Source organism: Bradyrhizobium sp. S3.12.5 (assembly GCF_040548225.1).
Taxonomy (GTDB): Bacteria; Pseudomonadota; Alphaproteobacteria; order Rhizobiales; family Xanthobacteraceae; genus Bradyrhizobium; species Bradyrhizobium cytisi.
Genome location: NZ_JBEPRF010000008.1, coordinates 201,776 through 226,305 on the forward strand (window position 1 = coordinate 201,776; position 24,530 = coordinate 226,305).

Genomic DNA, 24,530 nt, shown 5'->3' on the forward strand with positions numbered 1-24,530 from the left:
TACATAGTTGAACGATTGCAAATTCTAGCAATGCGGAGGGTCTTATGAAGGCGGTTATTCAATGCGGCGGCAAAGGAACTCGCTTACGCCCCCACACCTCAATTTTGCCGAAACCACTTATGCCAATCGGTGCGCGTCCTGTACTTGAGCTCGTTCTCAAGTGGCTCAGGCGAAACGGGATCAGGGAGGTCTACGTCACGACCGGATATCTGGGCCACCTTATCCGCAGCGTCTGCGGAGACGGCAACCAGTGGAACATGCGCATCAACTATACGCAGGAAATGGAGCCGCTCGGAACCATTGGCCCACTGTCGCTGCTGCGCGACCAACTCGACGAGCCGTTTCTCGTACTCAATGGCGACGTGCTGACGGATCTGAATCTCAATCAGTTCGTGAACTGCCATCGGCGCAGCAACTCTCCGCTCTCGATCGCCACGTCGATCCGGCCGACCAAGATGGACTTTGGCGTGATCGAAGAGATGGAAGGGCGCGTGAGCGATTTCCGCGAAAAGCCCGAGCTCACGCATCTCGTCAGCATGGGGATCTACTGCATGGACCCGTCTATCGTCGAGCGGATCCCGTCAGGCGTTCCCTTCGGGTTTGACGATCTGATGTTCCAGATGCTCAACGAGGACGTGCCAGTCAACGTGTTCAAGCACAGCGGCCTCTGGCTCGACATCGGACGCGTCGAGGACTTCCTGAAAGCACAGGATGTCGCATGGGACGAACAGTCCCCTGCACTCGCAAGTTTCGCCGCCGCCTGAGGCCGGTTCTCATCCTGCAGTGATCGCAACAGTCGCGCTCGCGGCGCGAGCTCGCGCCCAGAATTGGAGATGAACAACATGCTATTGGTATCAGAGCCGGTCTTGGGCGAAGAGGAGAAGGGCGCTCTCGCCGCGGTCATTGAAAGCGGCTGGGTGACGATGGGAGATCGAGTTCGCGACTTCGAGCAGGCGTTCGCCCGCCTGCACGAGGCCGAGGATGCGGTCGCCGTCGGCTCCTGCACGGCGGCCCTCCACCTCATCCTGCACGCCCTTGGCATTGGCCCCGGCGACGAGGTCCTCGTCCCCTCGCTGACCTTCGTAGCGACCGCCAACAGCGTCCTCTATGTCGGCGCCAAACCAGTCTTCGTCGATATCGGGTCGGCAGAGGTTCCACTGATGTCGCTGGACGAAGCGGAAGCAAGGTGCACCTCCAGGACCAAGGCCATCATCCTCGTTCATTTTGCCGGCTACCTTGCACATCGCGATGCCTGGCAATCCTTTGCACGCCGGAAGGGGCTGCTCTTGATCGAGGACGCCGCTCATGCACCCGGATTGCCCGAGGTCGGCAGCTATGGCGAGGCGGCCGCCTTCAGCTTCTACGGAAACAAGAACATGACCACGGCCGAAGGAGGCGCGATCATTGCGCGCAGCCGGGCCCTGCGCGAGACCATCCGGCAGGCCCGCGCTCATGGGATGACAAGCGGTGCACGGCAGCGCCTCACCAGCCGCCGTCCCGACTACGACGTGACTGTTCTCGGCTTCAACTACCGGATGGACGAGCTGCGGGCTGCGCTTGGCCTCGTGCAGCTCAAGAAGTTGCCGGAATGGAACAAGATCAGGCGGCGGTTGTCGGCCACATACCGTGAGCTCATGGCGGAACATTGCCCATCGGTGATGATACCTTTTGAAGATCCCTGGCCGTCGACCCACCATTTGATGCCGGTCGTGCTGCCGCCGGCAACCAGCCGGCAGCGCGTCATCGATCGCCTGCGCAAGCATGGCATTCAGACCACGGTTCACTATCCGCCCGTTCACCGCCTGACTTTCTACAGAGATCTCTATCCAGAGATTCTCCTCCCGCGCACCGAGGATTTTGCTCGACGCGAATTGACGCTGCCTTTGCATCCACGAATGACGACGGCGGATGTCGAGAAAGTCGTGATTGCACTGACGACTGCACTCACCACCGATTTCCCAGTGGGGGCGGTAGCATGACCCTACCCGAGATAGCGAACCGGTGGGGCGCGCAATCTCGTTCATCTCGCTTGAGTGCACGGCGCGCAATCGATGTTCTCTGTGCCGGCACCGCGATGGTATCGCTTTCACCCGTCTTCGTCGTTGTCGCGTTCGTCATTTGGCTCGAGAGCGGGCGGCCACTCCTGTTCTCGCAACTTCGCCTGGGACAAAGCGGCGAACCGTTTCGCATGTACAAGTTTCGCAAGTTCGGACCGAGCTGCGGCAGCGACGGCTCGCCCCTGACGCTGCAGGAGGATGAACGTTTGACGGCCGTCGGCCGAATCCTCGCCGCGACCAAGCTGGATGAGCTGCCACAGCTCTGGAACGTCCTGCGAGGCGACATGTCTCTCGTCGGCCCCCGACCGGAGTCTCTCAGCTTTTCCGATTGCTTTCGCGACGGCTTCGAAAAGCTGCTCGACTACAAACCAGGTGTGTTCGGCCCGTGTCAGGTCCTGTTCAGACACGAAAATAGGATGTACCCCACCGACGCGCCGGCAGCGGAGTACTATCGAAAAGTGCTGTTTCCAGCCAAGGCGAAGATCGACCTTGCCTATTTTCCGCGACGGACTCTCGTATCGGATTTCGGCTGGATCGCCCGTGCCGGGCACGTCATCGCCGTGGAATGCTGGGGCGCGTTAACGCGGAAGCTTCGATCAAGATGAGAGAAAGAGAGGGGCGATGATGACCTATCTTGGAGCAAAAGTTCTCGTGACAGGAGCCGACGGCTTCATCGGATCGCACCTGACGGAGCACCTCGTTTCGGCAGGAGCTGACGTAACTGCGTTGGCGCAATACAACTCCTTCGATAGCCATGGCTGGCTCGACGATATCCCCCAAACAACCCGACAGAAGCTCAATCTCGTGCGCGGCGACATTCGCGACGCGGCCTTCGTCAGCCGGCTAGTCCAGGGCCATCACTATGTCTTTCACCTCGCGGCGCTGATCGCCATACCCTATTCCTATCTCGCGCCGCAATCCTACGTGGAGACCAACGTACTCGGTACATTGAACATCCTCGAGGCCGCACGGCAACACGGCATCGAACGGCTGGTCGTGACGTCGACGAGCGAGGTCTATGGTACGGCGATGAAGATGCCGATCGATGAATCTCACCCGCTGCAAGGGCAATCGCCCTACTCCGCCTCCAAGATCGGCGCAGACATGATGGCCGAGGCCTTCGCGCGCTCGTTCGGCGTTCCCGTCGTAATCCTCAGACCGTTCAACACGTTCGGACCTCGGCAAAGCGAACGCGCGATCATCGGCACGATCATCCGGCAGGCCCTCGATCCGGAATGCGGTGCGATCATGGTCGGTGATACGACCACCGTCCGCGATCTGACATTCGTCACGGATACAGCCGCGGCATTCATGGCGGCCGGACTAGCGGACGGCGTCGAATATGGTCATGCCTACAACGCCGGCAGTCAGCGCGCCATCACAATTGGTGATCTGATCGACAACATTCTCGAGCTGACGTCCAGTCACAAGCCGGTCCTTCGCGACGAAAAGCGCCTGCGGCCGACAAATTCGGAAGTGCGCGCGCTCCTTGCCGACTCCACCCGGTTCGTACGGGCGACCGGCTGGACGCCGAAGGTCACGCTGCGCGAGGGACTGGAGCGAACCGTCAATTGGTGGCGCGGTCGCCTCTCCACTAAGAAAATCCGACAGCAGACGGATTTTATTACATGACGAGGCCGCGCAACCGATGCTCGATTATGCAAGGAGATCGCTATGGGCGACACCAAGGGCGTCAGGACGTTCAGCCGCATCTCGATTGCCGGCTGGATGGCGATAGTTCTGCTCGCCAGCAGCCCGTGCTTCGCAGCACAGTATAGGCTGGCGGCGGGTGATACCGTCGAAGTGTCGATCGGAGGTGCGTCGGAACAACGTCACCGGGCGCAAATCCAGATCGACGGCACGATCGCTCTTCCCGGAATCGGCACGGTCGAGGTCGCGGGCCTGACTACGGCCGAGTTACAGAGCCGGATGGAAACGTTGCTGCAGTCGAAGATATTGCGGCAACGGCTGCCAGACGGGCGCGAACAGGCAATCGTCGTCGTGCCTGGCGACGTGATCGCGAGCGTGGTGGAGTATCGTCCCATTTACGTTACCGGTGACGTTCTGACGCCCGGACAGTTGGCATACAGGTCCTCGATGACCGTGCGCCAGGCTGTCGCGGTTTCCGGCGGTTACAGCCTGTTGCGTTCCCGCAATCAGCCCGGCGCCAACGATCCAGCGGATCTTCTGCGCGACTATCAGTCCTTTTCCACGGAGTACGTGAAAGAGTACTTCCATATCCTTCGTGTCGATGCCGAACTCGCAGACAAGGACACCTTCGATCAGACGCCGCCCCAGGACATCTCTTTGCCGTCATCTGCAATCGTTCCGATCGTGCAGGCTGAGGCAGAGTCGCTAAAGACCGCCCAACGCGACTATCGCAAGGAGCGGATGTTTCTGGAAAACGCCGTAAAGCAAGCGGACGGACAGTTCGCGGCGCTCAGTAAGCAGCAGGAAGGCGAAGAAAAAGGCGTGCAGGCGGATGAGGAAGAACTCGATCGCGTCGTGAAGCTGTTCGGTTCGGGCTCCCTACCGAGTCCCCGCGTCACTGAAAGTCGACGTGCCCTTCTGCTTTCATCGACGCGCCGTCTGCAAACCATGGTCGAGCTCATGCGTCTCCAACGCCAGCGCGAGGATTCCGCCCGGCAGATCGATCGCGCCGCAAGCCAGCGCTCGATCACGTTGCTTCATGAGCTGAGGGACTCCAACGTCCACATAACCGACCTGCGCATCAGAATGAGGTCGTTAGCGCAGAAGCTGCAGCCCGTAAGCGGAAGCGCGGCGGTACCAGCGGGAACAGGTGACCTAAAGCCCCAGGTCACCGTCGTACGAAAGTCCGGCCAGAGTTGGGAAAAGATCGTCGCAACCGAAGATTTCGACCTGGAACCAGGTGACGTCATCGAAATCGCGTTGCACGCCCCGGGCGGCTCATAACGCCACCGGCTTAAACGTGTATCGCACCGACCCGCAGAGCCTCCACCGGGGCAGTCAACAAGCGATCTCCGCCTACCCCGCGTGAGCCTCCTCCGCTTCCCCGAGAACATCGGCTGGATTACTCCCAAGTTGACCGCCTAACTCCGATTCAACGTTTACAACGCGCCCGCCAATTGGAGAATGGTCGTCAGATATCGTTCATTTGAACGAGCCGGTAGACGAAAAGGGCGCATCGAATGCTGAACTTGACCCAGAGCAGCTCGGTTGCATCGCGTTACCAATCCAGGGAGTCCATTTTCAACATTTCCAACCGTGCTCCTCCAATCCTCTCCAGTGACCGTCGGTCCGACGTGCGCGATGAAATGTACGCAGCCCTTGGCCGTATCGGCTGCGCGCACATCGTGCTCAAACACAACCGTGTGGTCGAGGTGAGCCCGACGGGCCGGGCCATACTGGAGCGCCGTTGTGGATCCGCTCTGGATACGAGATCGCTGTCCGGCGCTGTAAGGGAACTCGTAAAATGCGCGGGCGTCGAAGTTCCTGCGGGTTCGATGGCGTGGCTGGCAACGTCCTCCCGCGAAGGCATAACGAGCCTGGTCAATCAGATAGCCAATGTCTGGTCGGACGACACCTGCGCCATCGTCCTGCTCGACCTCGATGCTCGTCCGGAGCCGTCGCCCCGAACGCTGCAACGCTTGTTTGGCCTCACGACCGCTGAGATTCATGTCGCCATCGAATTGGCACGCGGCGGCAATTTGCTCGACATTGCCCGTTCTCAACAGTTGAGCCGAACGACAATCCGCTCCCATCTCGCGTCGCTGTTCGTCAAGACACAGACGCGGCGCCAAGTGGAGCTGGTCTCTCTCTTGGGACGTATCGCCCTGATACCTTAACTACACTACTTCCGTTTCCAACCTACTCTGCTGCCGAGGGGGCACATCCCAACGATGATCGTCGTGAGGCCACTCTCCGGCGAGTTTCACCGGCATGGCCCTGGGGCGCCGCCCGACGGCCAAAGAGGCTTGCTCATCCATCCTCAGAGCCTCCTGGCCGCTATCTTTCCCGTAATATTTCCTGATTGTAGCGCGTCAACGGTGAGAGCAGGTAGCTGATGATGCGTCTCGAACCCGTCCTGATCTCAATGGTCACCGCCATTCCGGGCGACAGCTGGACGGTCCGACCCTCTATCTCCATCGAGGTACGGTCGAGGCTGACGCGGGCCGCATAGATCAGCTCCTGCCCTTTCGGCTCGCTGGACGCGATCTCCGTTCCGCCGGACTGATCCCTCGCCCCGTCCTCACGCCGATCACGTATGATCGCATCCCGTGAAACGCTGAGCACCCGACCATTCAGCAGGCCATAGCGGGTAAAATTGAAAGTATCGATCTTGATTGCGACAGTCTGCCCCGGAACGACAAAGCCAATATCTCGGTTCGATACCAGCGCCTCAATCTCGAAATCCGGATTCAACGAAACTACGGCCGCCAGTGTTTGCGCCGGTGTGACCACGCCACCGATCGTGTGCACCGCCAGCTGCTGCACCACGCCATCTACCGGCGCGGTGAGAATCTGCAGCTTCGCCTTTTGCTCCGCCTTGATCATGTCCTGAGCGAGACCGGCGGCCCGCTGTTCGGCCTTGGACAGATCGTCATAGAGCGCTCGCCGGAACTCCGCTTCCGCTTTGGATCTGGCCTGCGCGAGACTCGCCGTCGCGGCCTCCGCTTCGCGGAGCCGACTCTGCTGGACCAGAACGTCATGCTGTTGGCCGACCAGTTCCTGAGCCTCGGTCAGGTAGGTGATCTTGGACCCGATCGCCTTGTCGTAGAGATATTTGCGAACGTTCACACGCTCCTCGAGGAGGGGGATGGTTGCATCGAGTTTGGATATCGTCGCCGCGATGGTCTCGCTCTCAGCCTTTTTCTGTCCCAACTGCCTGTCGAGCTCCGACAGCCTTGTGCTGTGCTCTGCCATCTGGCTGGCCAGGAACTGACGATGCAGCTCGATCGCCTGCTGGCTGGCTCCTATCGGAGGGGCGAACGCCGCCATCGGATCGCCGGGTGCCAGCGCCGCGCGCAACCTGGCACTGTCAAGCTGCGTAGCAACCAGGTCGCTCTTCACGTGATCAAGTTCGGCGGCAGTGATAGTTGGATCCAGTTCGATCAACACGTCACCCGCCTTAACCATCGCGCCGTCCCTGACGTGAATCGCGCGCACCACCCCCGTTTCCGCCGGCTGGATTACTTTGGTTCGGCCATTCACCACGATCTTGCCCGGCGCGGTCGCGACAACATCGACCTTGGAAAGCGTCGCCCAGACCATTGTGACGCAAAACAGCAAGATAATGACCATGCCGGTGGCGCGGCCGACCGGCGACGGCGGCCTCTCGAGAACCTCCAGCGCGGCTGGGAGAAAGGCGGTCTCCTCTTCGCGGCGCCGGCGGCGATCCGGGAACGGAACGATGCTTCTAGCGATGGTCATTGATCCCTGCCTGGAGCAAGTGCAAGTTTGCATAGCGCCCGTTCGAGCGGATCAACTCATCATGGGTGCCGTCCTCGACGATCCGCCCGCGATCGATGGTGATGATCCGATTTGCTCGTCGTACCGTGGAGAGCCGATGGGCAATGATAAAGACGGTGCGCCTCTCGCAAATGCGTCGCATGTTGTCCTGGATGATGCGTTCGCTCTCATAGTCGAGGGCGCTGGTGGCCTCATCGAAAATTAAAATACGAGGATCATTGACCAGCGCGCGGGCAATCGCGATCCGCTGCCGCTGGCCACCCGAAAGGCTGCAGCCGCGCTCACCGACGATGGTATCGTAGCCCTCAGGTAGCTCGAGTATGAACTCGTGTGCTCCAGCAAGGATGGCCGCATCGATGATCCGCTGCATCGGCATGGCAGAATCGGCAAGCGCGATGTTCTCGGCCACGGTTCGGTTGAAAAGTACGTCCTCCTGCAGAACGACGCCGACCTGCCGCCGCAGCCAGGCGGCATCGGTCAAGGCGAGATCAACACCATCGACGAGGACACGGCCACTTTCCGGCACGTACAGCCGCTCGAGGAGCTTGGTCAGCGTGCTCTTGCCCGAGCCGGACGGACCAACAATGCCGACGACTTGGCCTGCCGGAACATGGAATCCAATGTCGTGCAGCGTCTCAGGCCCGTCGGTGCGATAGCGGAATGTAACGTGATCGAATGTGACGGCGCCCGTGATCGGCGGGAGCACGGCGCGCCCTATGCCGACAGTCGGCTCCGGCCGCGTATTAAGGATATCGCCCAACCGATCGATCGAGAGACGAACCTGGTGGAAGTCCTGCCAGATCTGGGCGATGCGCAAGACAGGCATGTTCACGCGGTTTGCCAGCATATTGAAGGCCACCAATTCACCGACGGTCAGGCGACCTTCGATCACCAACTTCGCGCCGAAGAACAGGATCGCAACCGTAACCAGATGGCTCACCAATTGCACCGCCTGACTTGCGACATTTCCAAGACTCACAACGCGAAAGCTCGCGGAAACATAGGCAGCGAGCTGTTCCTCCCAGCGCCTGTTCATCTGGGGCTCAACGGCCAGGGCCTTCAACGTCTGCACGCCCGTTATGCTCTCGACCAGGAAGGCCTGATTTTCTGCGCCGCGACGGAATTTTTCATCCAACCGCTGACGGAACAGCGGCGTCGCAATGGCCGAAATGCCGATGTAGAACGGAAACCCTCCCAGAACGATCAGCGTGAGCATTGGCGAGTAAACGAACATCACCGCAATGAAAACTGCGGTGAACATGAAATCGATAATGAAAGTCAGCGCGGAACTCGTCAGAAAGTTGCGGACATTTTCCAGCTCCTGAACGCGCGCGACCGAGTCGCCGACCCTTCGGGTTTGAAAATACATGAGTGGTAATGACGCCAGATGGCGGTAGAGGCGGGCGCCTAACTCGACGTCGATGCGGTTGGTAGTATGAGAAAAGAGGTAAGTGCGTAACGCGCCCAGCACTGCTTCGAACACGGCGATCACGGCCAGACCGATCACCAAGACTTCCAGCGTACTGATCCCGCGGTGGACGAGCACCTTGTCGATGACCACCTGAAAGAATAGCGGGCTGACGAGGGCGAATACCTGGAGGAAGAAGGACGCGAGCAGAACCTCCCCGAGCAGGTGCCGATATTTCCGAATTGCACCGAGAAACCAGGTAAAGTCGAATCGGCGAGACAGATCGGAAAGCGACGCCCTGCGCGCCATCAAGACCATGCGGCCATCCCAGAGCGCCTCGAATTCGGCACGACTGAGTTTGCGCGGACGGGGGTCCGAGGGACACTGAACCAACACCTCGTCCCCGTCCGCCTTGCCGACCAGGAGGAAGCCGCCTTGATTAAGCACGGCGATCCCCGGCAAGGGTAAGCGCACAAGCCGTGCCCAATCGGTCTTAATCGTGCGCGCCTTGAGGCCGAAAGCCTTCGCACAGCGCACCATCTCCGTCACGCCGATGTTACGTGTACCCAATCGGTGACAGAGTTGCTCCTTGTCGGCTGCAATGCCGTGCAACCTAAGCAACAAGACGAGGGCAAAGGGCGCCGACTTCTCTGGAGACGCCATTTCTTGGATATCCCGCATGTGGTTCGCCAACATCTCGCGATCAATAACATCAGATCCGGCAGCAACCCGAGTGGCCATTTATGGTCCTCGTCTCGCGCTCGATCCGGCGAGCGCTGGTTGCTCGTGAAGCACGTCTTGCAGTGAAGTCGGCTCCTGCGGTCGCGACTCTAACCGTGCTCACGAGATACCCGCGCGGCAAAAACGCGGTACATGTGCAGTTTCATTAGGCCCTAATAGGTAGCCCAGAAGGTCAAGCGCCCGCACCGGGACGGCGTCATCGACAGGCCGCCGCTCGGTGGCGCAGCGGGAGACTCTGTGGCGAACAATTGTCCGGCCAGAGAGGCGAACTGTGAGGTAATCCAAAGGGGGTACCGAAACGATGGCCGCATCATATAGCCTCACCTGCCGGCCGGGCATCGATCGAGTACAGCCTTATCAAATCCATTCCCGCCGCAAGCGCGCGATCGTCCTGACGCAGCATCGCAACGCGCCGCCGCCGATTGCGCGAGTGGATCGTGTGGTTACCCCTTTATTCAGATACGATCGCAAATGTGCCGTGATAATAGTGGATTCCCGACAACCCTCTCGGTTGAGTGGCTAAGTTCACGCTTCCCTGAGCGTGTCGGCGCTTTCGAGCGGATACCATTTTTCGGTTTCCGATTGATGTATGGGCCGCGGCGCCGTTCAAGTGGGCTGCGATCCAATGGATGAATTGACGAGATCCTGTCTCGGCGGACGGGCTGCCGGCATTTGCCAAGACGTGGGCGATTGAGACGTGGGCGATATCGAATAAGGGAGCTTTGCGAATGTTGAAGCTAGGGCTGAGCGGCGATCAAAGATACGGCTCTCACCTCCCTGATAACCATCCAAGTGGGACGTCGAGGGCCCGACGCGATCCGCTGCAGCCCCATCTTCTTTATATCGGGGGCGAAGATCATCATCTGCGCATTCCGGCGATGTGCGCGCTGCGCGACCACGGCTTCCGCATAACAGCCGTGGCGAGCGGCGACCCAGCTCCATTTGCGCAAGCAGGCATCCGCTATCGAGACTTCCAGTTCAACCGGTTCGTAAACCCGCGGGCCGACTGGGCGGCGATCAAAAGCCTTACGAAAATCCTGGTCGAGGAGCAGCCTGATCTCGCGCAAAGCTTTGACACCAAACCCTCGATATTTCTGCCTTTGGCTGCGCGGAGCGCTCCTGGTGTGCTGGCCATTCGTACGATTAATGGACGCGCCTTTCTCTATTCATCTCGCTCCCCTCTCGCCCTGACACTACGTCCGGTTTATCGCGCGCTCCACAAGCTCGCGGCTCGCACCGCTGCCGCTACGGTATTCGAGATCGGTGACGACCGCGCATTCTTCGAGCGTCACGGGATCGCCGGCAAGATGCCCGTTCTGATTCGAGGTGCGGGCGTCGATGTCGAGGGGTTCGATCGAGCACTGAGCTCAGGACCCTCGCCAGCTCAGCTCCGCCAAGAACTCGGGCTTGGCGACGCCGAAGTCGTGATTACGGTGACGCGGATGACCAGGCAGAAGGGCATTCCGGCGCTACTCGACGCGGCTGCCCGGGTGCACGAGGTGCGTCCCGATGTACGCTTCCTGCTGGTCGGACCGCGCGAATCCGAAGGCCCCCTCGCCATCACGCAAGCCGAGATTGATCGGCATGCACCCTATGTGAAGGCGATCGGGCCGAGATCGGACATCCCGGCCCTGCTCAGGCTCGCAAATGTATTCGCGTTTCCGACTGAGTACCGTGAAGGCGTGCCTCGGGTTCTCCTCGAGGCCGCACTCGCCGGCCTGCCAACCGTGACCACGACCATGCCGGGTTGCGCTGAAGTCATCCGCGACGGATGGAATGGCTTGCTGGTGCCCCCGGGAGCGCCGCCCGTATTGGCCGCAAAGATTCTCCACTTGCTCGCCAATCGAGAGAAGGGCCTGGCCATGGCAGATCGCGCCGCCGAGTATGTCAGGAGGGAGTTCTCGCTCGCGACCGTTGTCGCTCAGCATGCGAATCTCTACAGGCAGTTGATCGATCGTGCGTCCCCAGCCCGGTTCAAGGACCGCAGCCTCGCGGCGGCGAGGGAGGATACATGCAGCGCCCTGTAGGGAAACGTGCCGCGTGCGTTACGTGGGCCGCGGTAGCAGTGCTGCTGGGGGCCGGCGCATTGCTCCTGCAGGCGCTCGTGTTCGATACGCCCACGCACGCGCAGGCCACAACCACGCTGCATTTCGCCTCCAACGGAAATTTCGACCCGGCCGGCAACTATCTTCCCGGTGCTGCCGGCTTCAATTTGGCGGACGTCAGCAGCCTGGCGCAGATGGAGGCTCTGCCGGAAGGTGTGAGGGGCCTGGTGTGGGTCGGTCAATGCAACGGCGCGGACACTAAATTCGTGGATACCGTCCGCCCATTCATCGGCCATGCGAAACTGTTCGGCTTCTATTTGATGGACGATCCGGATCCGACTGGACAGCACTTCCCGCTTTGTACGGCTGACAATCTGAAGGCGGAATCGGACTGGATCCATGCCAACGTGCCCGGCGCAAAGGCTTTCATCCTGCTCATGACGATGACGTCGTCACGAACGCCGTCCTTCAAGAACGCCTACGACCCTGCCAACTCGCATGTCGACCTGTTCGGCATCGATCCCTACCCTTGCCGGACGGAGTTGAACGGCTGCGATTACCACCAGATCGACCGCTACGTCGCGGCGGCCGAGGCCGCGGGGGTGCCGCGCGACAAGATGGTCCCGGTCTACCAAACCTTTGGCGGCGGCCGCTGGATCAATGACGGCGGAGGCCGATACGTGCTGCCGACCGCAAGTCAGATGCAGCTGATGTTGGCTCGCTGGGACGCGCTCCTGCCGGCTCCCGTTTTCGACTTCGCCTACAGCTGGGGACCGCAGAATGGAGACTGGGCCCTCGCCGGTTCACCGGAATTGCAGGCAGCGTTCTTGAGCCGCAATCGAAACCCAATCGCTTTGAACCGAATGAATTGAAGTCCGATGGAAACCGCCCGAACGCGTCGCAACCGCAAGACATGCCAGCCGGGCGACACTTATGTGCGCCTCAAGATAAGAGCGACGGACAGGAGGTCTGGACTCCTGCCTGCTGCACCGCAAACCTTCGCGATTTTTCAGATCCTCACTCAAAGACTGCCCTCTTCGATCGAGCGGCGGTTACGGAATCGATCGACGCAGCGCGAGGTACGTCGATGATCCTGGACTTCCTGTTCGCATTCGGACTGCTGCTGACGCCCGCCTCCCAATTGCGGCTTGCAGGCTTGCCAGTCGGACCGGGCGAACTTTGTCTATTTATCTGGGTGATCCTCGTACTCGGTCGCGAAGCAGCTCGCCTTCGCTTGCTCCTGACGCCGGCTCTGTCGCGGCTACTGGTATTCTGGTCGCTGTTTGTCCTTGCGCAGAGCCTCGGAACGCTGATGGCAAAGCTGATCGGCGACGAGCACGATTCCGAATGGTTCATGCACGATGTCATGGCCTATCCCCTGTTGGCCGCCATCAGTTGCCTGAGCGTGGTCGGGCCGCACCCCCGAGCCAGGTTGCGGCGCATCACCTGGCTTCTGTGTGGACTCGGCACGCCGGTTATCGTCGCACAACTGGCCGACGCCTGGGGTCTCTACGATTTACCTTCGGTCGATCCGATGTGGTGGGATCAATTCCGAGGCTGGTCGTCGAATCCGCATCAACTTGCAGTTCTCTGCATGGTGCTTGGAATTCTATCGCTCCATCTTGCCGAAACGTCCACCACGCTCGGCTCGAGGATTGGCGCTCTCGCCTGCGCCATCATCCCAGTCTACACGGGCCGGATCACCGGGAGCGACTCGTTTACCCTCATTCTTGTGCTCGCCGGCCCGATCTTCTTGGCGTTCAAGTGCCGAATCTGGCTGTTCTCGCGAGCGCGGCAGATCAGCTTCCGTTCGGCGTTCGCCTGGGTGATTGTGCTGGCCTTGCCCGGGCTCGTGATTTCGATCGCGCCGCTGGCCTATTCGATTGCGGTCGAAGCCAGCGACCTCGCCAAATCGATGGCACGGGAAAACCCCGAGCAAACCAGAGAGAAGACGGAATTGCGATTTGAGCTTTGGAGCCAGGCCGTCAGGCGGGGAGTCCAATCCGGCATGCTCGGCCTAGGCCCTGGTCCGCATCTCGAAATTCCGAGTTCCATCGTCTCGGCAAGGAACCTGGATACGATCCACCCCCAGTTTGTCGAGCACCCCAAGCCCTCGTTCGTGCCGAACTTCGAGGCGCACAATACGATGCTCGACCTATTTACCCAGGGCGGGCTCCTGGTCGTCTTAAGCTTCGTCTGGCTCGTAGTAATGGCTTTCAAGTCCGCCTACGCGACCGGTCAAGCAGGCTTGCCAACGTTACTGTGCGGTCTCTGCATTTACGCCATCGCCACCTTCCTGCTTCGGCATCCGATCTTCTGGTTTGCAATCGCTGTCTGCCTGACCGCAGAGCCGATGCCGGCGGGCCAACTACGATCGATCGCCAGAGGCAACGCACTGCGTTGCCATGCTCGCCTCGCGAACGCATGGGGTCGATCTCTTACACGTCCGCGACCGGCATATGGCGCGAGCCAACTGGGCTCGAGGTCGAGCTAGCTGCGAGGATGGACCGATGGCAGGGAGGTACGGATGCAGTTGATGGATAAGACGGGTCTCATCGCCGACAGCATACCATTGAGGCCCGATTACGAAGGCATGCGGCAAGACGACCCGACCACGATCGCGCTCGAACCGGGCTTCCAGCAGGTGATTGGGATCCTGCGTCGGAGGAGCAAGTTCATCCTCACCATCGCCGGGGTAGGAGCGATGCTTGCCGGCATCGCCGGCCTGGTCATCACACCCAAATATACGGCGACCGCGCAGGTCGTCCAGGTTCAGGGCGGCACTTCCCTAAGTCCCGAGGCGCTCCAGCAGGCCGTCGACACTCAGGTGACCATGCTGACATCTCCCTATCACCTGCGCCACGTTCTCGACAGCTTTCGAAACGACCCAAAGTTTCGCGGACTGGCGCCCGACGTCGCAGTGGATCCGGCCATCGTGCCGAAACCTGCTCAGGCCGAGACGAGCGAGGCCGGCCCGCTAGGCCTGAATGAGCTCAAGCGACGGCTGGGTGTCTGGATTGGACCGCTATTCCATCACAGGCGAACCGACGCAGGCCTGCAATTCGACGATCTCCAGCGTCGTCTGCAGGTCCTCCAGGAACGCCGCTCACGCATCATCAACGTCACCTTCCAGTGGACGAGTCCCGAGAGAGCCGCCGACATCGTCAACCGGATCGTCGCGCTGTACGTTCAGAGCAATGCCGAGCAGCAGCGAGCCTACACCGCCGGCGAACTGGCCCGGCTTGACGAACGAATGGCGACGGTCAAGGCCGACATCGAGCGGACCAGCGCAGCTCTGCACCAGGCAATCCAGCGGCGCGCCGATGTGGGCCGCAACGCCGGCGGCGAAGAACAGGGAGCTAGCGCCGACCCACGCGAACTCGAACGCCGAACCGCCGCCAACGCACAGCTTTATGCAAGTCTTCTCCAGCGCCAGAAGGAGATCCGCGAACAGGAAGAGCTCGTCAACCCGGACGTCAGCATTCTTTCACTTGCCTCTCCGCCGTCGCGACCGAGTTCTCCGAATCCAATCCTGTTCATGCTCCCTGCCCTGATCGTCTCGCTCATCTGCGGGAGCTTCGTCGCGCTCATCCAGGAGCGCCTCGACAAATCGCTGCGCAGCGAGAAGGAAATCACCGATGCGCTCGGACTCTCCTGCATCGGTTTGGTCCCGCAAATGCCCGCGGGCCATCTGACTGACGCAGGAGACTATGTTCGGGTCGAGCCATTCTCTCCGTACGCGGAAGCGCTTCGGTCAACGGCTGCGACGTTACGTCTGGCCGAGCCAGGCCATGCGAAAACGGTCCTGATCAGCTCCAGTATCGCAGGCGAAGGGAAAACCACGCTCGCCAGGGGCCTTGCGGCTTATGTCGGCCTTGTTGGGCGGCGTGCGCTCCTGATCGGCATCGACCTTCACAGAGGCATGCGCGTTACCGAGTTCGACAACGCCGGCGAGCGACGAATCGTCGGTCTACAGAACCGATCGCTGGCGGACTCGATCCGGCACATTCCGCAGGCCGGCTTCGACTACCTCCGGATACCCGGCTATCGGCTCGACCCAATAAGTGCCATCGAACAGATGGCAGAACTCATTCGCCAACTGCGCGAACGCTACGATTGCGTGATCATCGATGGTCCGCCCGCCCTTGCAGCCATCGAGGCCCGATTGCTCCCACCGATCGCCGACAAGCTTCTCTTCGTCGTCAAATGGGGGAGCACGAGGCGGGACGTCGCTCAGAACGCCTTGGGCCTCCTTCGCAACTGCGGGCGTTTCGACAACGAGCGCGGCGATTTTGCAGCGGCCATCGCGACACAGGTCGATCTCAAGAAACAGGCGCAATACGGTTATGGCGATGCGAGCGAATTTGCCGCCGGGGCGGCAGACGCGCCTCGCGCCGGCATACGCCAACGCTTCCTCGCAATCACCTCCTCCCTGTTTCAGTGGATGCAGGAGATCGGACTTCAAGCTGCAAGATCATTCGGCCGAAAAGGGCACGAAAGATGAGACAGGATGCCCTGCACAGGACAGACCTGACCGGCTCGACCGCCGAGAGCGCGATCTTGCCGCTGAATCTTATGGTCTTGAACGACTTTGATCGGCGCGACATCACCTACTTCTACTGGAAGAGCAGCAATCGAATTTACCGCGGGCTGACCGGCGACGGCGACCTCGATCTGCTTGTCGCAAAACAGGATCAGCACCGCGCTCAGGCGATTCTCCTCGAGCGCGGTCTCAAGCTCTTTCCCGCCGTCGCCTATCGTGACCATCCGTCGGTCCTGAGCTATCTTGGCCATGACGAACCGAGTGGGCGGATCGTGCATCTCCATCTGCATGTCCGACTGGTCGCCGGCGCCAGCCTGCTCAAGAACTACCACCTGCCGTGGGAAGAGGCCCTGGCGAAGCGAGCGATTGCTCATCCGGAGCTGCCGATCCGTATCCTGGAGCCTGTGGACGAGGCATTGCTGTTGATCGTACGCGGCTGCCTCGAGCTAAGGCGATCGGATCCGGTCGTGCTCCGCAACTGGCAGGCAATGACGCGCAAATTTGCACTTGATCGCACGGAACTCGCCGGTCGAATTCCTCGCGCGGCACTCAGAAGGCGAGCGGCTGAACTTCTGGGCGGCGATCTGGCCGACATGGTCGCCGATGCCCTGTATTGCCAACCCGCGCTGGAACATCAGCATCATCTGCGGCGGCGTATCCGAATGCACTTCGCGCCGCATCGTATCTACAACGATCTTGAGGCAGGACTGCGGAGCCTGACACGCGCCACACACCTCGTCGCCGGTTACCTGAACAAGCGCTTTCTCTGGGCACCGCGACCATGGAGCCGACGAGCCCCAGGTGGTGGGCACGTCGTGGCCGTCATCGGCGTCGACGGCAGTGGGAAATCAACCATCGTCGCGACAATCCGGCAGTGGCTCGGCGAGGAAATGGATGTCATTCCCATCTATTTCGGTACCGGGGCAGGACGCCCCTCTCTCGTCTTATGGCCACTCAAGCTGATGGTGCCTCTGGTCACGCCGTTGTTCAAGACCAAGCCCAAAGGCTCATCGCATGGCAAGATCTCGGACCGCCCTCCGAGCCGAGTGTACAGCGCTCTCATGGCGATCTGGGCGACGGCCACGGCCATCGAAAAGCGCTCCAAGCTGTCGGCCGCGCATCGCGGGGCCCGCCGGGGCCTTGTCGTGGTCACGGACCGATACCCGCAGAACGAGATCGCCGGCTTCAACGAAGGTCCGCTGATGCCACGCCTGATCGGGATTCCGCTCTGGCTACGTCGGTTTGAAGCCAAAGCCTATTCACTTGCCGAGCGCCTTCCACCGGACATCGTCATCAAGCTGGTCGTTCCGCCGGAGGTTTGCGCCAAACGCGAACCCGACATGGATCCTGCCGTGATCACGCAGCGTATCGCAGCTATCCCGCGACTAGCGTTTTCCGGCGCGCGCGTCGTCTCGATCGACGCCCAACAGCCTCTAGCCGATGTCATTCGCGCGGTGAAGAAGGAGGTGTGGCGGATACTCTAGAGCAAACGACAGAACTGTCCAATTTCAATCATTTCATTTGTCTGAGTTCGGATATGATCATCGAGCTTTTCGGTCCTCCAGGCGCCGGCAAGACCACTCTTGCTCGTACTCTTGCCGCACGTCTGCGCGAGCGTGACTACACCGTGGACCTCGTACTCAGCCATCGGCCGGCGGAACGCTCGCCAAGCGAGACCGTCACGCCGTCAACGCCCCTTCGGAAGATCTCCTTCACGACGCGGCGCTTGACGCGTCCGCTGGCGGAATTGGTGTCCATGATATTCCGACCGCGGGGGATTTCACGCGATCTCGGGACAGCATTGAATCTGATCAAGGTCCTTCCACCGTCCAACCCGCTCTCTTCGCTCAGGCTGCTGCAATACATGTCCAGATTGTCGCACGCATGGTTTCACAGATCCGCGATCGCGCACATCGTCTTGTTCGACCAGGCGTTCGTCCAGGCGATTTGCTCTCTGACACTGCTTTGCGGCATCGCCGACGAAGCATTGATCTCGTACGCGCTGGATCTTGTTCCCGCACCGGACCTTCTGATACGCCTCGACGCGCCGACCACGCTCCTCGAGGAGCGGCTTCGCGACCGACATCATCTCGGGGGCAAGATCGAACAGCTGCTCGAGCTGGACGTGGAAACCAGCCTCAGCTCACGCAGCATCGTCGACCTCCTGCACGAATTACTGCGCAGGAAAGGCCGTAACGTCGTGACCATCTCGTCGCTCAATCAGGCGTCTCTCGCCACGGCCGTCGAACAAATGGAACGTCAGATCGTGAGCATCGTCGAGCAACAGAAGCGCGCCACGACCAAACCAGCACATGTTGAAGCGGAACTCTCAGACCATTCCCTGTTGAATCATTTTCCTTGAATCGTTTTTCGACCCGGATTTTTGGGCGCTCGGTAGAGCCAGTACTGCAAGGACAGAAAATGGAAATGCACGACCGGAGCGTTGGCCACGCGCGGATCAGACGAGTGGTGATCGGAGGAGCTGCCGCATTCTCAATCTACGTTGCCAGCGCCGGCGTAACTGCCTGCGCGCAACTCCTGATAGCCAGAATTGTCGGCGCTCACACTTACGGCGTCTACGCCTATGTCATCGCCTGGATAACCATCCTCGCATATTTCTGCGCGCTCGGCTTCGACATCGCACTGCTGCGCTTCGTGTCCGCGTATCAAACCACGGGAGCCAGCGGCCTTGCGCGAGGCGTCATCCAATACGCGGAGCGACGTTCACTTGGCATAAGCCTTCTAGTCGCGTTCATCGGGGCGGGCATTATCGAGATCTGGCCCCGGCCGTTCTCGACGGAGTTGACGAACACCTTTCTGGTCGGCTTCGTTCTCATTCCCATTCTGGCGCTGTTATGGATACGCTGCTCGATCGTCCGCGCTTTTGGCGGCGTTGTGCCGGCACTGTTGCCCGACCGCGTGGTGCGGGACGGATTACTTGTGATCATCGTCGTCATGGCCGGTCTTTTCCTCGGATCGCGCATCGAGGCACAGGGGATCATGATGGCGACCGTCGCCGGCGCCGTCGTCGGACTCGTGCTCGCCAGCCAGGCTGTTCGGAGATTGTGTCCAGACGCAATCAGGGCGGCAGAGCCTCAATATGCGCCCACAAGTTGGCGGCAGACTGCCGTCCCGTTCATGATCATCGCGGGCGCAGAAGCTCTGCTCAACCGCGCCGGCGTGGTGCTGCTCGGATGGTTCGGGGAAACCAGAGAGGCCGGAATATATAGCCTGGTCTTCAATATCGCATTCCTCGTGGCATTGCCCCGCACTGCGATCAATACCCTGTTCGCGCCGACCATCTCAAGCCTGTTCACAAGGAACGATCGGGCGACCTTGCAGGCACTCGTGACTAAGGCCGCTTTGTGGACGCTCTGTACCTCGGTGGGCATCGCGCTCGGATTGGCGATCATGGCCGAGCCACTTCTCTCCTGGTTCGGAGGGGATTTTGTGGCTGGCGCCGCCGCCCTGCGCATCTTGCTCCTGGGGCAGGTGATCGCAGCCGCCTTCGGATCTCTGCTGCTCATCATGACGATGACCGAGCACGAACGGGGGGCTGCCGTACTGCTGACCCTGAGCGCCGCCATCAACATCCTCGCCAGCATCGCATTCATCTACTGGCTTGGATTGACCGGCGCTGCGATCGCCAGCGCAACCGCGCTGATCATCTGGCACATCGCCATGGCCTTCTTCATTTTCCGGTACCTGCGGCTGCTGCCCGGCGTCCTCGGGGTATTCGTGCCGAACCGCAAGGAAAAAGCCACGGCGCGCCCCGATGTCCGTGTAGAGGCGCCGTCCGTTTGAGATTTCGTACCTCGCCGGCGCACCACAACGACGCGCCGGCCGGCCGCGTTTCAGGGGCGCAGGTAGCTCCAACCCTGCTCCTGCAGCTCCATCAGCCGAACCACGCCGGATTTGGTGACCTTCGCCTGCGAGATCAGAGGTATCTCCTTGGCTTCGGTCCTCGCCATGTTCTCCTTGGTGTTTCCGCACGCGGAGAACGAGACTTCGGGCATGGTCTCGCTCATGGACCTGATGCGCGCTTTCACAGGCGAGGTGTCGTCTCGCAACATGTGCAATCCTGGTCCGAATGCCACCAGTTCGACCTCGACCTTCTGACCGATTTCCGAATAGTGCTGAACCGTGTTGCTGACGTTGTTCAACGCGAGGTTCATGAGCGCCGGATCATTGACGTCCACCTGGACGACGAGCCGGTGCGACTGCACACGCTTGGGACTGACGATCATCTTGGCATTGGCGTTGAGCTTAGGGCTTCCAGCTTGAGAGGCATGAGTTGTCTGGACCGCGCTCACCAGAAACGCGCCAGTAAAGGTCAGACTGGCGAAAACGACGATTGTCTTGTTCATGCTGTTTTCCCCTGAATTGTGCGGAACGCGCAGCCTGGGCTGGCCCGTCCAATCTGTTGCGAGCGGCTGCGTTGGTCAAGGAAGGCACAGCAGCAGCGCCGACGATCTACTTTATTCCCGGTACGGCGCGCCTCTACCTCCTTGTGGCTACCTATACTGCCACATCGACAGAGCACCGACCAAGGCGGTGTCATTGATGACGCCGAATGACAAGGTGCCTAAGGCTAGTCTGAGCTGTCACGATGGAGTTACAGGCAATTGCGCACGAAATGATCGACTCGCTGAGCGGCATTCCCCGTTCTTTCCGACAGGGCCGATCGCTTGGCGGAGATGTCGTGTGGACAGCCGCTGCGGCGGCATTCCTCCTGGCACTCCTTGTCGGATTCGCGCATGGCGGCCCGCGCGACGCTATCGAGTTCGGCGTCCCGGCGATTGAAGCCGAACGGATCAGGCAGCACGAGGCACTCGAACAGGAGCGTGATCGAGCCGACAGGCTCGCACGTGAACTGGCAAGTGTCCGAGCAGAGCTTAACGCTGCCCAGCTCGAGCGGGCGCACGCGATGGGAGCCATTGAGCTGGGGATCAGGCAGACCCACGCCCTTGAGCTGGAACGGGACAAGGTGAACAATCTCGCGCGAGACCTCTCATTCCTCGGGGCGGAGCTCGCGGCGGCCCGGATCGCAGCCTCAAAAGCGATGCAGATCTCCGCAGCAGAACCCAAGCAAGAGCCGATAGTCGCACCTGGAAGCGGCACAGAGAGCACTACGGCCGAGCTTGCATCGCTCCGATCGGACCTCGACGTCGCGCGGAGCGCGGCGACTGAAGCAACAACGGCCCTCGCCGCCGAGGTTGCAGGGAAGCAAGCGCTCGAAGTCGAGCTGAAGCAGCAACGCGACAGATCCGAGGGGGCCGCCACCGAACTGACTTCCGTCAGGGCCGAGCTCGAAACCGCACGGACCGCCGCCACCGACTCTTCCAAAGCCGCCGCTGCCGAAGCCACGCAAAAGCAGGCCATTGAGCAGGAACTGAAGCTGCAACGCGACAGGTCGGATGCCGCCGCAACGGAACTGGTCACCCTGCGGACGGCGGCCAGCACAGCTCGAGCCGAGACCTCCGACGTTGCGAAGGCGGCCGCTGCAAAGTCGGAGCGGAGTGTCGCCCTGGAGAAAGAACTGGCGCAACAGCGAGACCGAGCAGATGCCGCCGTGAAGCGGCTCGCCTTCGTCCAGGCTGAGTTCGAGGCCGCGCAAACCGCTGTTATGAAGACCCGCAAAACCGAGACCGAGCAGAGGGAGGCGCTGGAACGCGAGCTAGGCCAGCAGCGAGATAGAGCAGACGCGCTCGCACGCGAAACGGTATCGCTGACGAACCAACGTGATGACGCGCGTTCCGCCGCCGGAGAGGCCGCTAGGGTCACCGATGCCGCCCAGGCCGAGAACAAGAAGGCAGCAGTCAGACAGAGGGACAAGAGCGAAGCTCTCCTTCGCGAACTGACCTCCGCGCGGAAAGAGGTCGAGGAACGTTCTGCAGGCCTCGCCGCTGCCTATGCCGAGATCCTCAGGGTCACGGACCTCAACGCGACGGCCGCGAAGCAGAACGATGCCCTCGCCGGTGAGCGCAAGCGCGCCGACGATCTCGCACGAGAGCTTGCATCGGCCAAGGTCCAGCTCGCGGATGCGAACGGAAAATTGGCCGCAGCGGCTTCCTCCGCAAATCGGCCGCCGGAGCGGACCGCACTTGAGCGTACGCCCGATCTCGCTCCTAACGGCGAGGGAGGAGGCCGCTCGCGCGAGCAGGACACCGCCCGGACGGTCGCCTCCAACCCACAACCTACCTCGAAACCTGGCTCATCGACATTGCAGGCGCAAACGACAATTCGCGCCCCGCCCGCGGATCCGGGCTCGAAAGTCGCTGCGGCATCGGAGCGCTCTGCTCGAGCGAGCGCGACGCCCCGCGCCCCCGCAGACGAGCAGAGGCTGCTTGCACGGGCGACTGCGTTGCTCCGGCAGGTCGACATCAGCAGCGCTCGCCAGTTGCTGGAGTTGGCTCTTGCACACGGCAGCGCGCAGGCCGCCTTCATGCTTGCGGAGACCTATGATCCGCCCGTGCTGGAATCGTGGCGTGCGCGCGGCGTCGCGGGCGATCGGACCAAAGCGCGCGACTTGTATCAAAGAGCAAAGGCCGGCGGCATTGACGATGCAGAGGAGCGCATCAAGGCGCTGAAGTAGCGTCGCACCAGATCTCGAAGCAGCCAGACGACGGAGAACGACACATGGGCATGATCAAGTTCGCGTCCGCAATTTTATCGGCGCTGGTCGGGCTGCAAATGGCGGCGAGCGCCCAGTCTGTCAGGACTCCTGCAGCGCCAGCCGCGGCACCGGCAAAGAACGCCGACATGATCGCAAAAGAGCGCATTAATGCTTGGACCGTCGGGCTCGCAGGCGGTCTCATCGAGGGTGCTCCGCTTCGACTTGCGGCGGAGATCGCCCGCGTCGTCAACGAGGAAGACAAGCTCCACGTCATCCCGATCGTGACGACCGGCGCGACGGAGAACGTCAATTCGCTGCTCTATCTGCGGGGGGTGGATGCGGCGATCATCAATACGGACGCCCTCGACGAGTACAAGGCCCAAGTCCCGTCGATCGACCGGCGAATCGTCTACATTCTCAACCTTTTTCCAGCTGAACTGCACGTCTTCGTGCGCCCCGAGATCAAGTCGCTCGATGACCTCAAGGGTAAGAAGGTCAACTTCAACACGCAAGGCACAGCGGCCGCTTATTCCGGTCCGTTGATCTTCAGCCGGCTGGGGTTGAATGTCGAGAAGATGTTCATTCCCCATCAGGTCGCATTGCAGCAGATGAAGAGCGGGGAAATCGCGGCGGTTGTGTTCATCACGTCGAAGCCGGTCGATGCGTTTCTGAAGGGGCGTTGGGAGCCGGGATTCAAGTTCCTGCCGGTGGAATACGATTCACGATTCGAGGACTACTATCTCCCGTCAGCGATCGACTCGACGGACTATCCGAGCCTCGTGTCGAAAGGAGAACGCATCTCAACCATCGCGGTCCCCACCATTTTGGCAGGCTACAACTGGCCGAAACAATCCGACCGCTACGTGCGCATGGCCCGCTTCGTGGATCAGTTGTTCGGCCGGCTCGACCGCCTGCAGTCGCCTGGCTTCGATCCGAAATGGAAGGATGTGAGCCTCCGCGCCAACGTGCCCGGCCTCGCCCGGTTCGGCCCCGCACAGGAATGGCTCGATCGCTCACCGGGCGCGACGGTGGGACTGTCACGATGAAGGGCACGGTTGCCGTGGCTTTGATTACACTCGCAAGTCTAAGCCTGCCGACCCGCGCACAGGCGGGCGATGCTACCGATCGGTTGAAGGAATGTGCCCGGTTCCAAGGAATGGAACGGCTGAAATGCGTCGACAATTTGCTGAGTGAGGCGGCAGAACCGACCACAACGGCACCACCTCGAGGGCTGGACTGGATCATCAGCGAGACGACCTCGCCGGTGGACTACAAGCCGCAGATCTCGGCGCAGACCATGGGACGTCGAGCCACGAAGGATGCCCCCTCCTCGATCGCGATCCGCTGTCGCGGCAGTCGGACCGAGCTGACAATACCCACCTCGCCATCCTGGAAGCAGCCTCCAGAGGCCGATGTGAAAGTCGTGTACCAGATCAACGACCAGCCATCCGTCGAAGAGCGCTGGCGCGCAACGGAGGGAGGCAGAAGTCTTACGTTTCAGGGTGACGCCGTTCGCCTGTTGCGCGCGATGCCGGAGGGCGGCCGGCTCCTGATCAAGGTCTACGCGGGAAAGACTCTCCCATACGAAAACACGTTTGACCTGGTCGGCCTGGATTCCGTCCGACGCAAGCTCGCGACCGCCTGCAATTGGTCGGGTTCGTGAGGAGGC

The 24,530-nt window shown here is 61.0% G+C and carries 19 protein-coding genes; 16 read left to right on the top strand and 3 right to left on the bottom strand.

Annotated features, from left to right (window positions below; translation table 11 throughout):
- The first annotated feature begins 44 nt into the window (after window positions 1-44).
- From ABIC09_RS13940 to ABIC09_RS13965, 6 genes are all read left to right on the top strand, one after another.
- Window positions 45-764, top strand: coding sequence for a nucleotidyltransferase family protein (locus ABIC09_RS13940; protein ID WP_148749175.1), 720 nt, complete (start codon window positions 45-47; stop codon window positions 762-764).
- Between the two features lie 78 nt (window positions 765-842).
- The gene (locus ABIC09_RS13945; RefSeq protein WP_354109678.1) at window positions 843-1,979 is read left to right on the top strand and encodes a DegT/DnrJ/EryC1/StrS family aminotransferase; all 1,137 of its coding nucleotides are present in this window, start codon (window positions 843-845) and stop codon (window positions 1,977-1,979) included.
- Window positions 1,976-2,662, top strand: coding sequence for a sugar transferase (locus tag ABIC09_RS13950; protein WP_354109609.1), 687 nt, complete (start codon window positions 1,976-1,978; stop codon window positions 2,660-2,662). The genes ABIC09_RS13945 and ABIC09_RS13950 overlap by 4 nt, the downstream gene beginning before the upstream one ends.
- A 19-nt stretch (window positions 2,663-2,681) precedes the next feature.
- Window positions 2,682-3,689 (top strand): SDR family NAD(P)-dependent oxidoreductase, encoded by a 1,008-nt coding sequence (locus ABIC09_RS13955; RefSeq protein WP_148749224.1) that lies wholly within the window; start codon window positions 2,682-2,684, stop codon window positions 3,687-3,689.
- A gap of 42 nt (window positions 3,690-3,731) precedes the next feature.
- A complete protein-coding gene (locus tag ABIC09_RS13960; protein ID WP_354109610.1) occupies window positions 3,732-4,991 on the top strand; it encodes a polysaccharide biosynthesis/export family protein in 1,260 nt (419 codons plus the stop codon).
- Between the two features lie 236 nt (window positions 4,992-5,227).
- Window positions 5,228-5,884 carry a helix-turn-helix transcriptional regulator gene (locus ABIC09_RS13965; protein WP_354109611.1) on the top strand — a complete coding sequence of 219 codons (657 nt, stop codon included), beginning with the start codon at window positions 5,228-5,230 and terminating at the stop codon, window positions 5,882-5,884.
- 160 nt (window positions 5,885-6,044) lie between these two features.
- Here ABIC09_RS13965 and ABIC09_RS13970 read toward each other — a convergent pair whose 3' ends face one another.
- A complete protein-coding gene (locus tag ABIC09_RS13970) occupies window positions 6,045-7,469 on the bottom strand; it encodes an HlyD family type I secretion periplasmic adaptor subunit (RefSeq protein ID WP_354109612.1) in 1,425 nt (474 codons plus the stop codon).
- On the bottom strand, window positions 7,456-9,597 hold the full coding sequence (locus ABIC09_RS13975) for a type I secretion system permease/ATPase (protein ID WP_502916387.1): 2,142 nt from the start codon (window positions 9,595-9,597) through the stop codon (window positions 7,456-7,458). The genes ABIC09_RS13970 and ABIC09_RS13975 overlap by 14 nt, the downstream gene beginning before the upstream one ends.
- 788 nt (window positions 9,598-10,385) lie before the next feature.
- Between ABIC09_RS13975 and ABIC09_RS13980 the strand changes: the two genes are divergently transcribed.
- The 7 genes from ABIC09_RS13980 (at window position 10,386) to ABIC09_RS14010 (ending at window position 20,049) form a co-directional block, all read left to right on the top strand.
- A complete protein-coding gene (locus ABIC09_RS13980) occupies window positions 10,386-11,684 on the top strand; it encodes a glycosyltransferase (protein WP_354032095.1) in 1,299 nt (432 codons plus the stop codon).
- Window positions 11,669-12,574, top strand: coding sequence for a hypothetical protein (locus ABIC09_RS13985; RefSeq protein WP_246229610.1), 906 nt, complete (start codon window positions 11,669-11,671; stop codon window positions 12,572-12,574). Before ABIC09_RS13980 ends, ABIC09_RS13985 begins: the two co-directional genes overlap by 16 nt.
- Before the next feature lie 215 nt (window positions 12,575-12,789).
- Window positions 12,790-14,196 (top strand): O-antigen ligase family protein, encoded by a 1,407-nt coding sequence (locus ABIC09_RS13990; protein WP_354109613.1) that lies wholly within the window; start codon window positions 12,790-12,792, stop codon window positions 14,194-14,196.
- A gap of 33 nt (window positions 14,197-14,229) precedes the next feature.
- Window positions 14,230-16,206, top strand: coding sequence for a tyrosine-protein kinase domain-containing protein (locus ABIC09_RS13995; RefSeq protein ID WP_354109614.1), 1,977 nt, complete (start codon window positions 14,230-14,232; stop codon window positions 16,204-16,206).
- Window positions 16,203-17,729: a hypothetical protein gene (locus ABIC09_RS14000; protein ID WP_354109615.1), complete on the top strand. Its 1,527-nt coding sequence runs from the start codon at window positions 16,203-16,205 to the stop codon at window positions 17,727-17,729. Before ABIC09_RS13995 ends, ABIC09_RS14000 begins: the two co-directional genes overlap by 4 nt.
- Window positions 17,730-17,782: 53 nt before the next feature.
- Window positions 17,783-18,607: a hypothetical protein gene (locus ABIC09_RS14005; protein WP_148749184.1), complete on the top strand. Its 825-nt coding sequence runs from the start codon at window positions 17,783-17,785 to the stop codon at window positions 18,605-18,607.
- Window positions 18,608-18,666: 59 nt separating this feature from the next.
- Window positions 18,667-20,049 (top strand): oligosaccharide flippase family protein, encoded by a 1,383-nt coding sequence (locus ABIC09_RS14010; protein ID WP_354032090.1) that lies wholly within the window; start codon window positions 18,667-18,669, stop codon window positions 20,047-20,049.
- 50 nt (window positions 20,050-20,099) lie between these two features.
- Here ABIC09_RS14010 and ABIC09_RS14015 read toward each other — a convergent pair whose 3' ends face one another.
- Window positions 20,100-20,612, bottom strand: a complete 513-nt coding sequence (locus tag ABIC09_RS14015; RefSeq protein WP_148749185.1) for a DsrE family protein — start codon at window positions 20,610-20,612, stop codon at window positions 20,100-20,102.
- A 242-nt stretch (window positions 20,613-20,854) separates the two neighbouring features.
- Here ABIC09_RS14015 and ABIC09_RS14020 point away from each other — a divergent pair, with 242 nt between their 5' ends.
- Genes ABIC09_RS14020 through ABIC09_RS14030 form a run of 3 tightly spaced genes read left to right on the top strand, consistent with a single transcriptional unit; the run spans window position 20,855 to window position 24,524 of the window.
- Window positions 20,855-22,840: a coiled-coil domain-containing protein gene (locus tag ABIC09_RS14020; protein ID WP_354109616.1), complete on the top strand. Its 1,986-nt coding sequence runs from the start codon at window positions 20,855-20,857 to the stop codon at window positions 22,838-22,840.
- Between the two features lie 44 nt (window positions 22,841-22,884).
- Entirely contained in the window at window positions 22,885-23,907 is a 1,023-nt protein-coding gene (locus ABIC09_RS14025; protein WP_354085751.1) for a TAXI family TRAP transporter solute-binding subunit, read from the top strand.
- Window positions 23,904-24,524, top strand: coding sequence for a hypothetical protein (locus ABIC09_RS14030; protein ID WP_354109617.1), 621 nt, complete (start codon window positions 23,904-23,906; stop codon window positions 24,522-24,524). Before ABIC09_RS14025 ends, ABIC09_RS14030 begins: the two co-directional genes overlap by 4 nt.
- Window positions 24,525-24,530 lie beyond the last annotated feature (6 nt).

Bases quoted from the DNA above. Each gene is read 5' to 3' on its own strand.
- ABIC09_RS13995 (WP_354109614.1), top strand. From the start codon at position 14,230: ATGCAGTTGATGGATAAGACGGGTCTCATCGCCGACAGCATACCATTG.
- ABIC09_RS14005 (WP_148749184.1), top strand. From the start codon at position 17,783: ATGATCATCGAGCTTTTCGGTCCTCCAGGCGCCGGCAAGACCACTCTT.
- ABIC09_RS13990 (WP_354109613.1), top strand. From the start codon at position 12,790: ATGATCCTGGACTTCCTGTTCGCATTCGGACTGCTGCTGACGCCCGCC.
- ABIC09_RS13980 (WP_354032095.1), top strand. From the start codon at position 10,386: ATGTTGAAGCTAGGGCTGAGCGGCGATCAAAGATACGGCTCTCACCTC.
- ABIC09_RS13985 (WP_246229610.1), top strand. From the start codon at position 11,669: ATGCAGCGCCCTGTAGGGAAACGTGCCGCGTGCGTTACGTGGGCCGCG.
- ABIC09_RS13960 (WP_354109610.1), top strand. From the start codon at position 3,732: ATGGGCGACACCAAGGGCGTCAGGACGTTCAGCCGCATCTCGATTGCC.
- ABIC09_RS13945 (WP_354109678.1), top strand. From the start codon at position 843: ATGCTATTGGTATCAGAGCCGGTCTTGGGCGAAGAGGAGAAGGGCGCT.
- ABIC09_RS13950 (WP_354109609.1), top strand. From the start codon at position 1,976: ATGACCCTACCCGAGATAGCGAACCGGTGGGGCGCGCAATCTCGTTCA.
- ABIC09_RS14030 (WP_354109617.1), top strand. From the start codon at position 23,904: ATGAAGGGCACGGTTGCCGTGGCTTTGATTACACTCGCAAGTCTAAGC.
- ABIC09_RS14000 (WP_354109615.1), top strand. From the start codon at position 16,203: ATGAGACAGGATGCCCTGCACAGGACAGACCTGACCGGCTCGACCGCC.
- ABIC09_RS13970 (WP_354109612.1), bottom strand. From the start codon at position 7,469: ATGACCATCGCTAGAAGCATCGTTCCGTTCCCGGATCGCCGCCGGCGC.
- ABIC09_RS13965 (WP_354109611.1), top strand. From the start codon at position 5,228: ATGCTGAACTTGACCCAGAGCAGCTCGGTTGCATCGCGTTACCAATCC.
- ABIC09_RS14015 (WP_148749185.1), bottom strand. From the start codon at position 20,612: ATGAACAAGACAATCGTCGTTTTCGCCAGTCTGACCTTTACTGGCGCG.
- ABIC09_RS13955 (WP_148749224.1), top strand. From the start codon at position 2,682: ATGACCTATCTTGGAGCAAAAGTTCTCGTGACAGGAGCCGACGGCTTC.
- ABIC09_RS13975 (WP_502916387.1), bottom strand. From the start codon at position 9,597: ATGCGGGATATCCAAGAAATGGCGTCTCCAGAGAAGTCGGCGCCCTTT.
- ABIC09_RS14010 (WP_354032090.1), top strand. From the start codon at position 18,667: ATGGAAATGCACGACCGGAGCGTTGGCCACGCGCGGATCAGACGAGTG.
- ABIC09_RS14025 (WP_354085751.1), top strand. From the start codon at position 22,885: ATGGGCATGATCAAGTTCGCGTCCGCAATTTTATCGGCGCTGGTCGGG.
- ABIC09_RS14020 (WP_354109616.1), top strand. From the start codon at position 20,855: ATGGAGTTACAGGCAATTGCGCACGAAATGATCGACTCGCTGAGCGGC.
- ABIC09_RS13940 (WP_148749175.1), top strand. From the start codon at position 45: ATGAAGGCGGTTATTCAATGCGGCGGCAAAGGAACTCGCTTACGCCCC.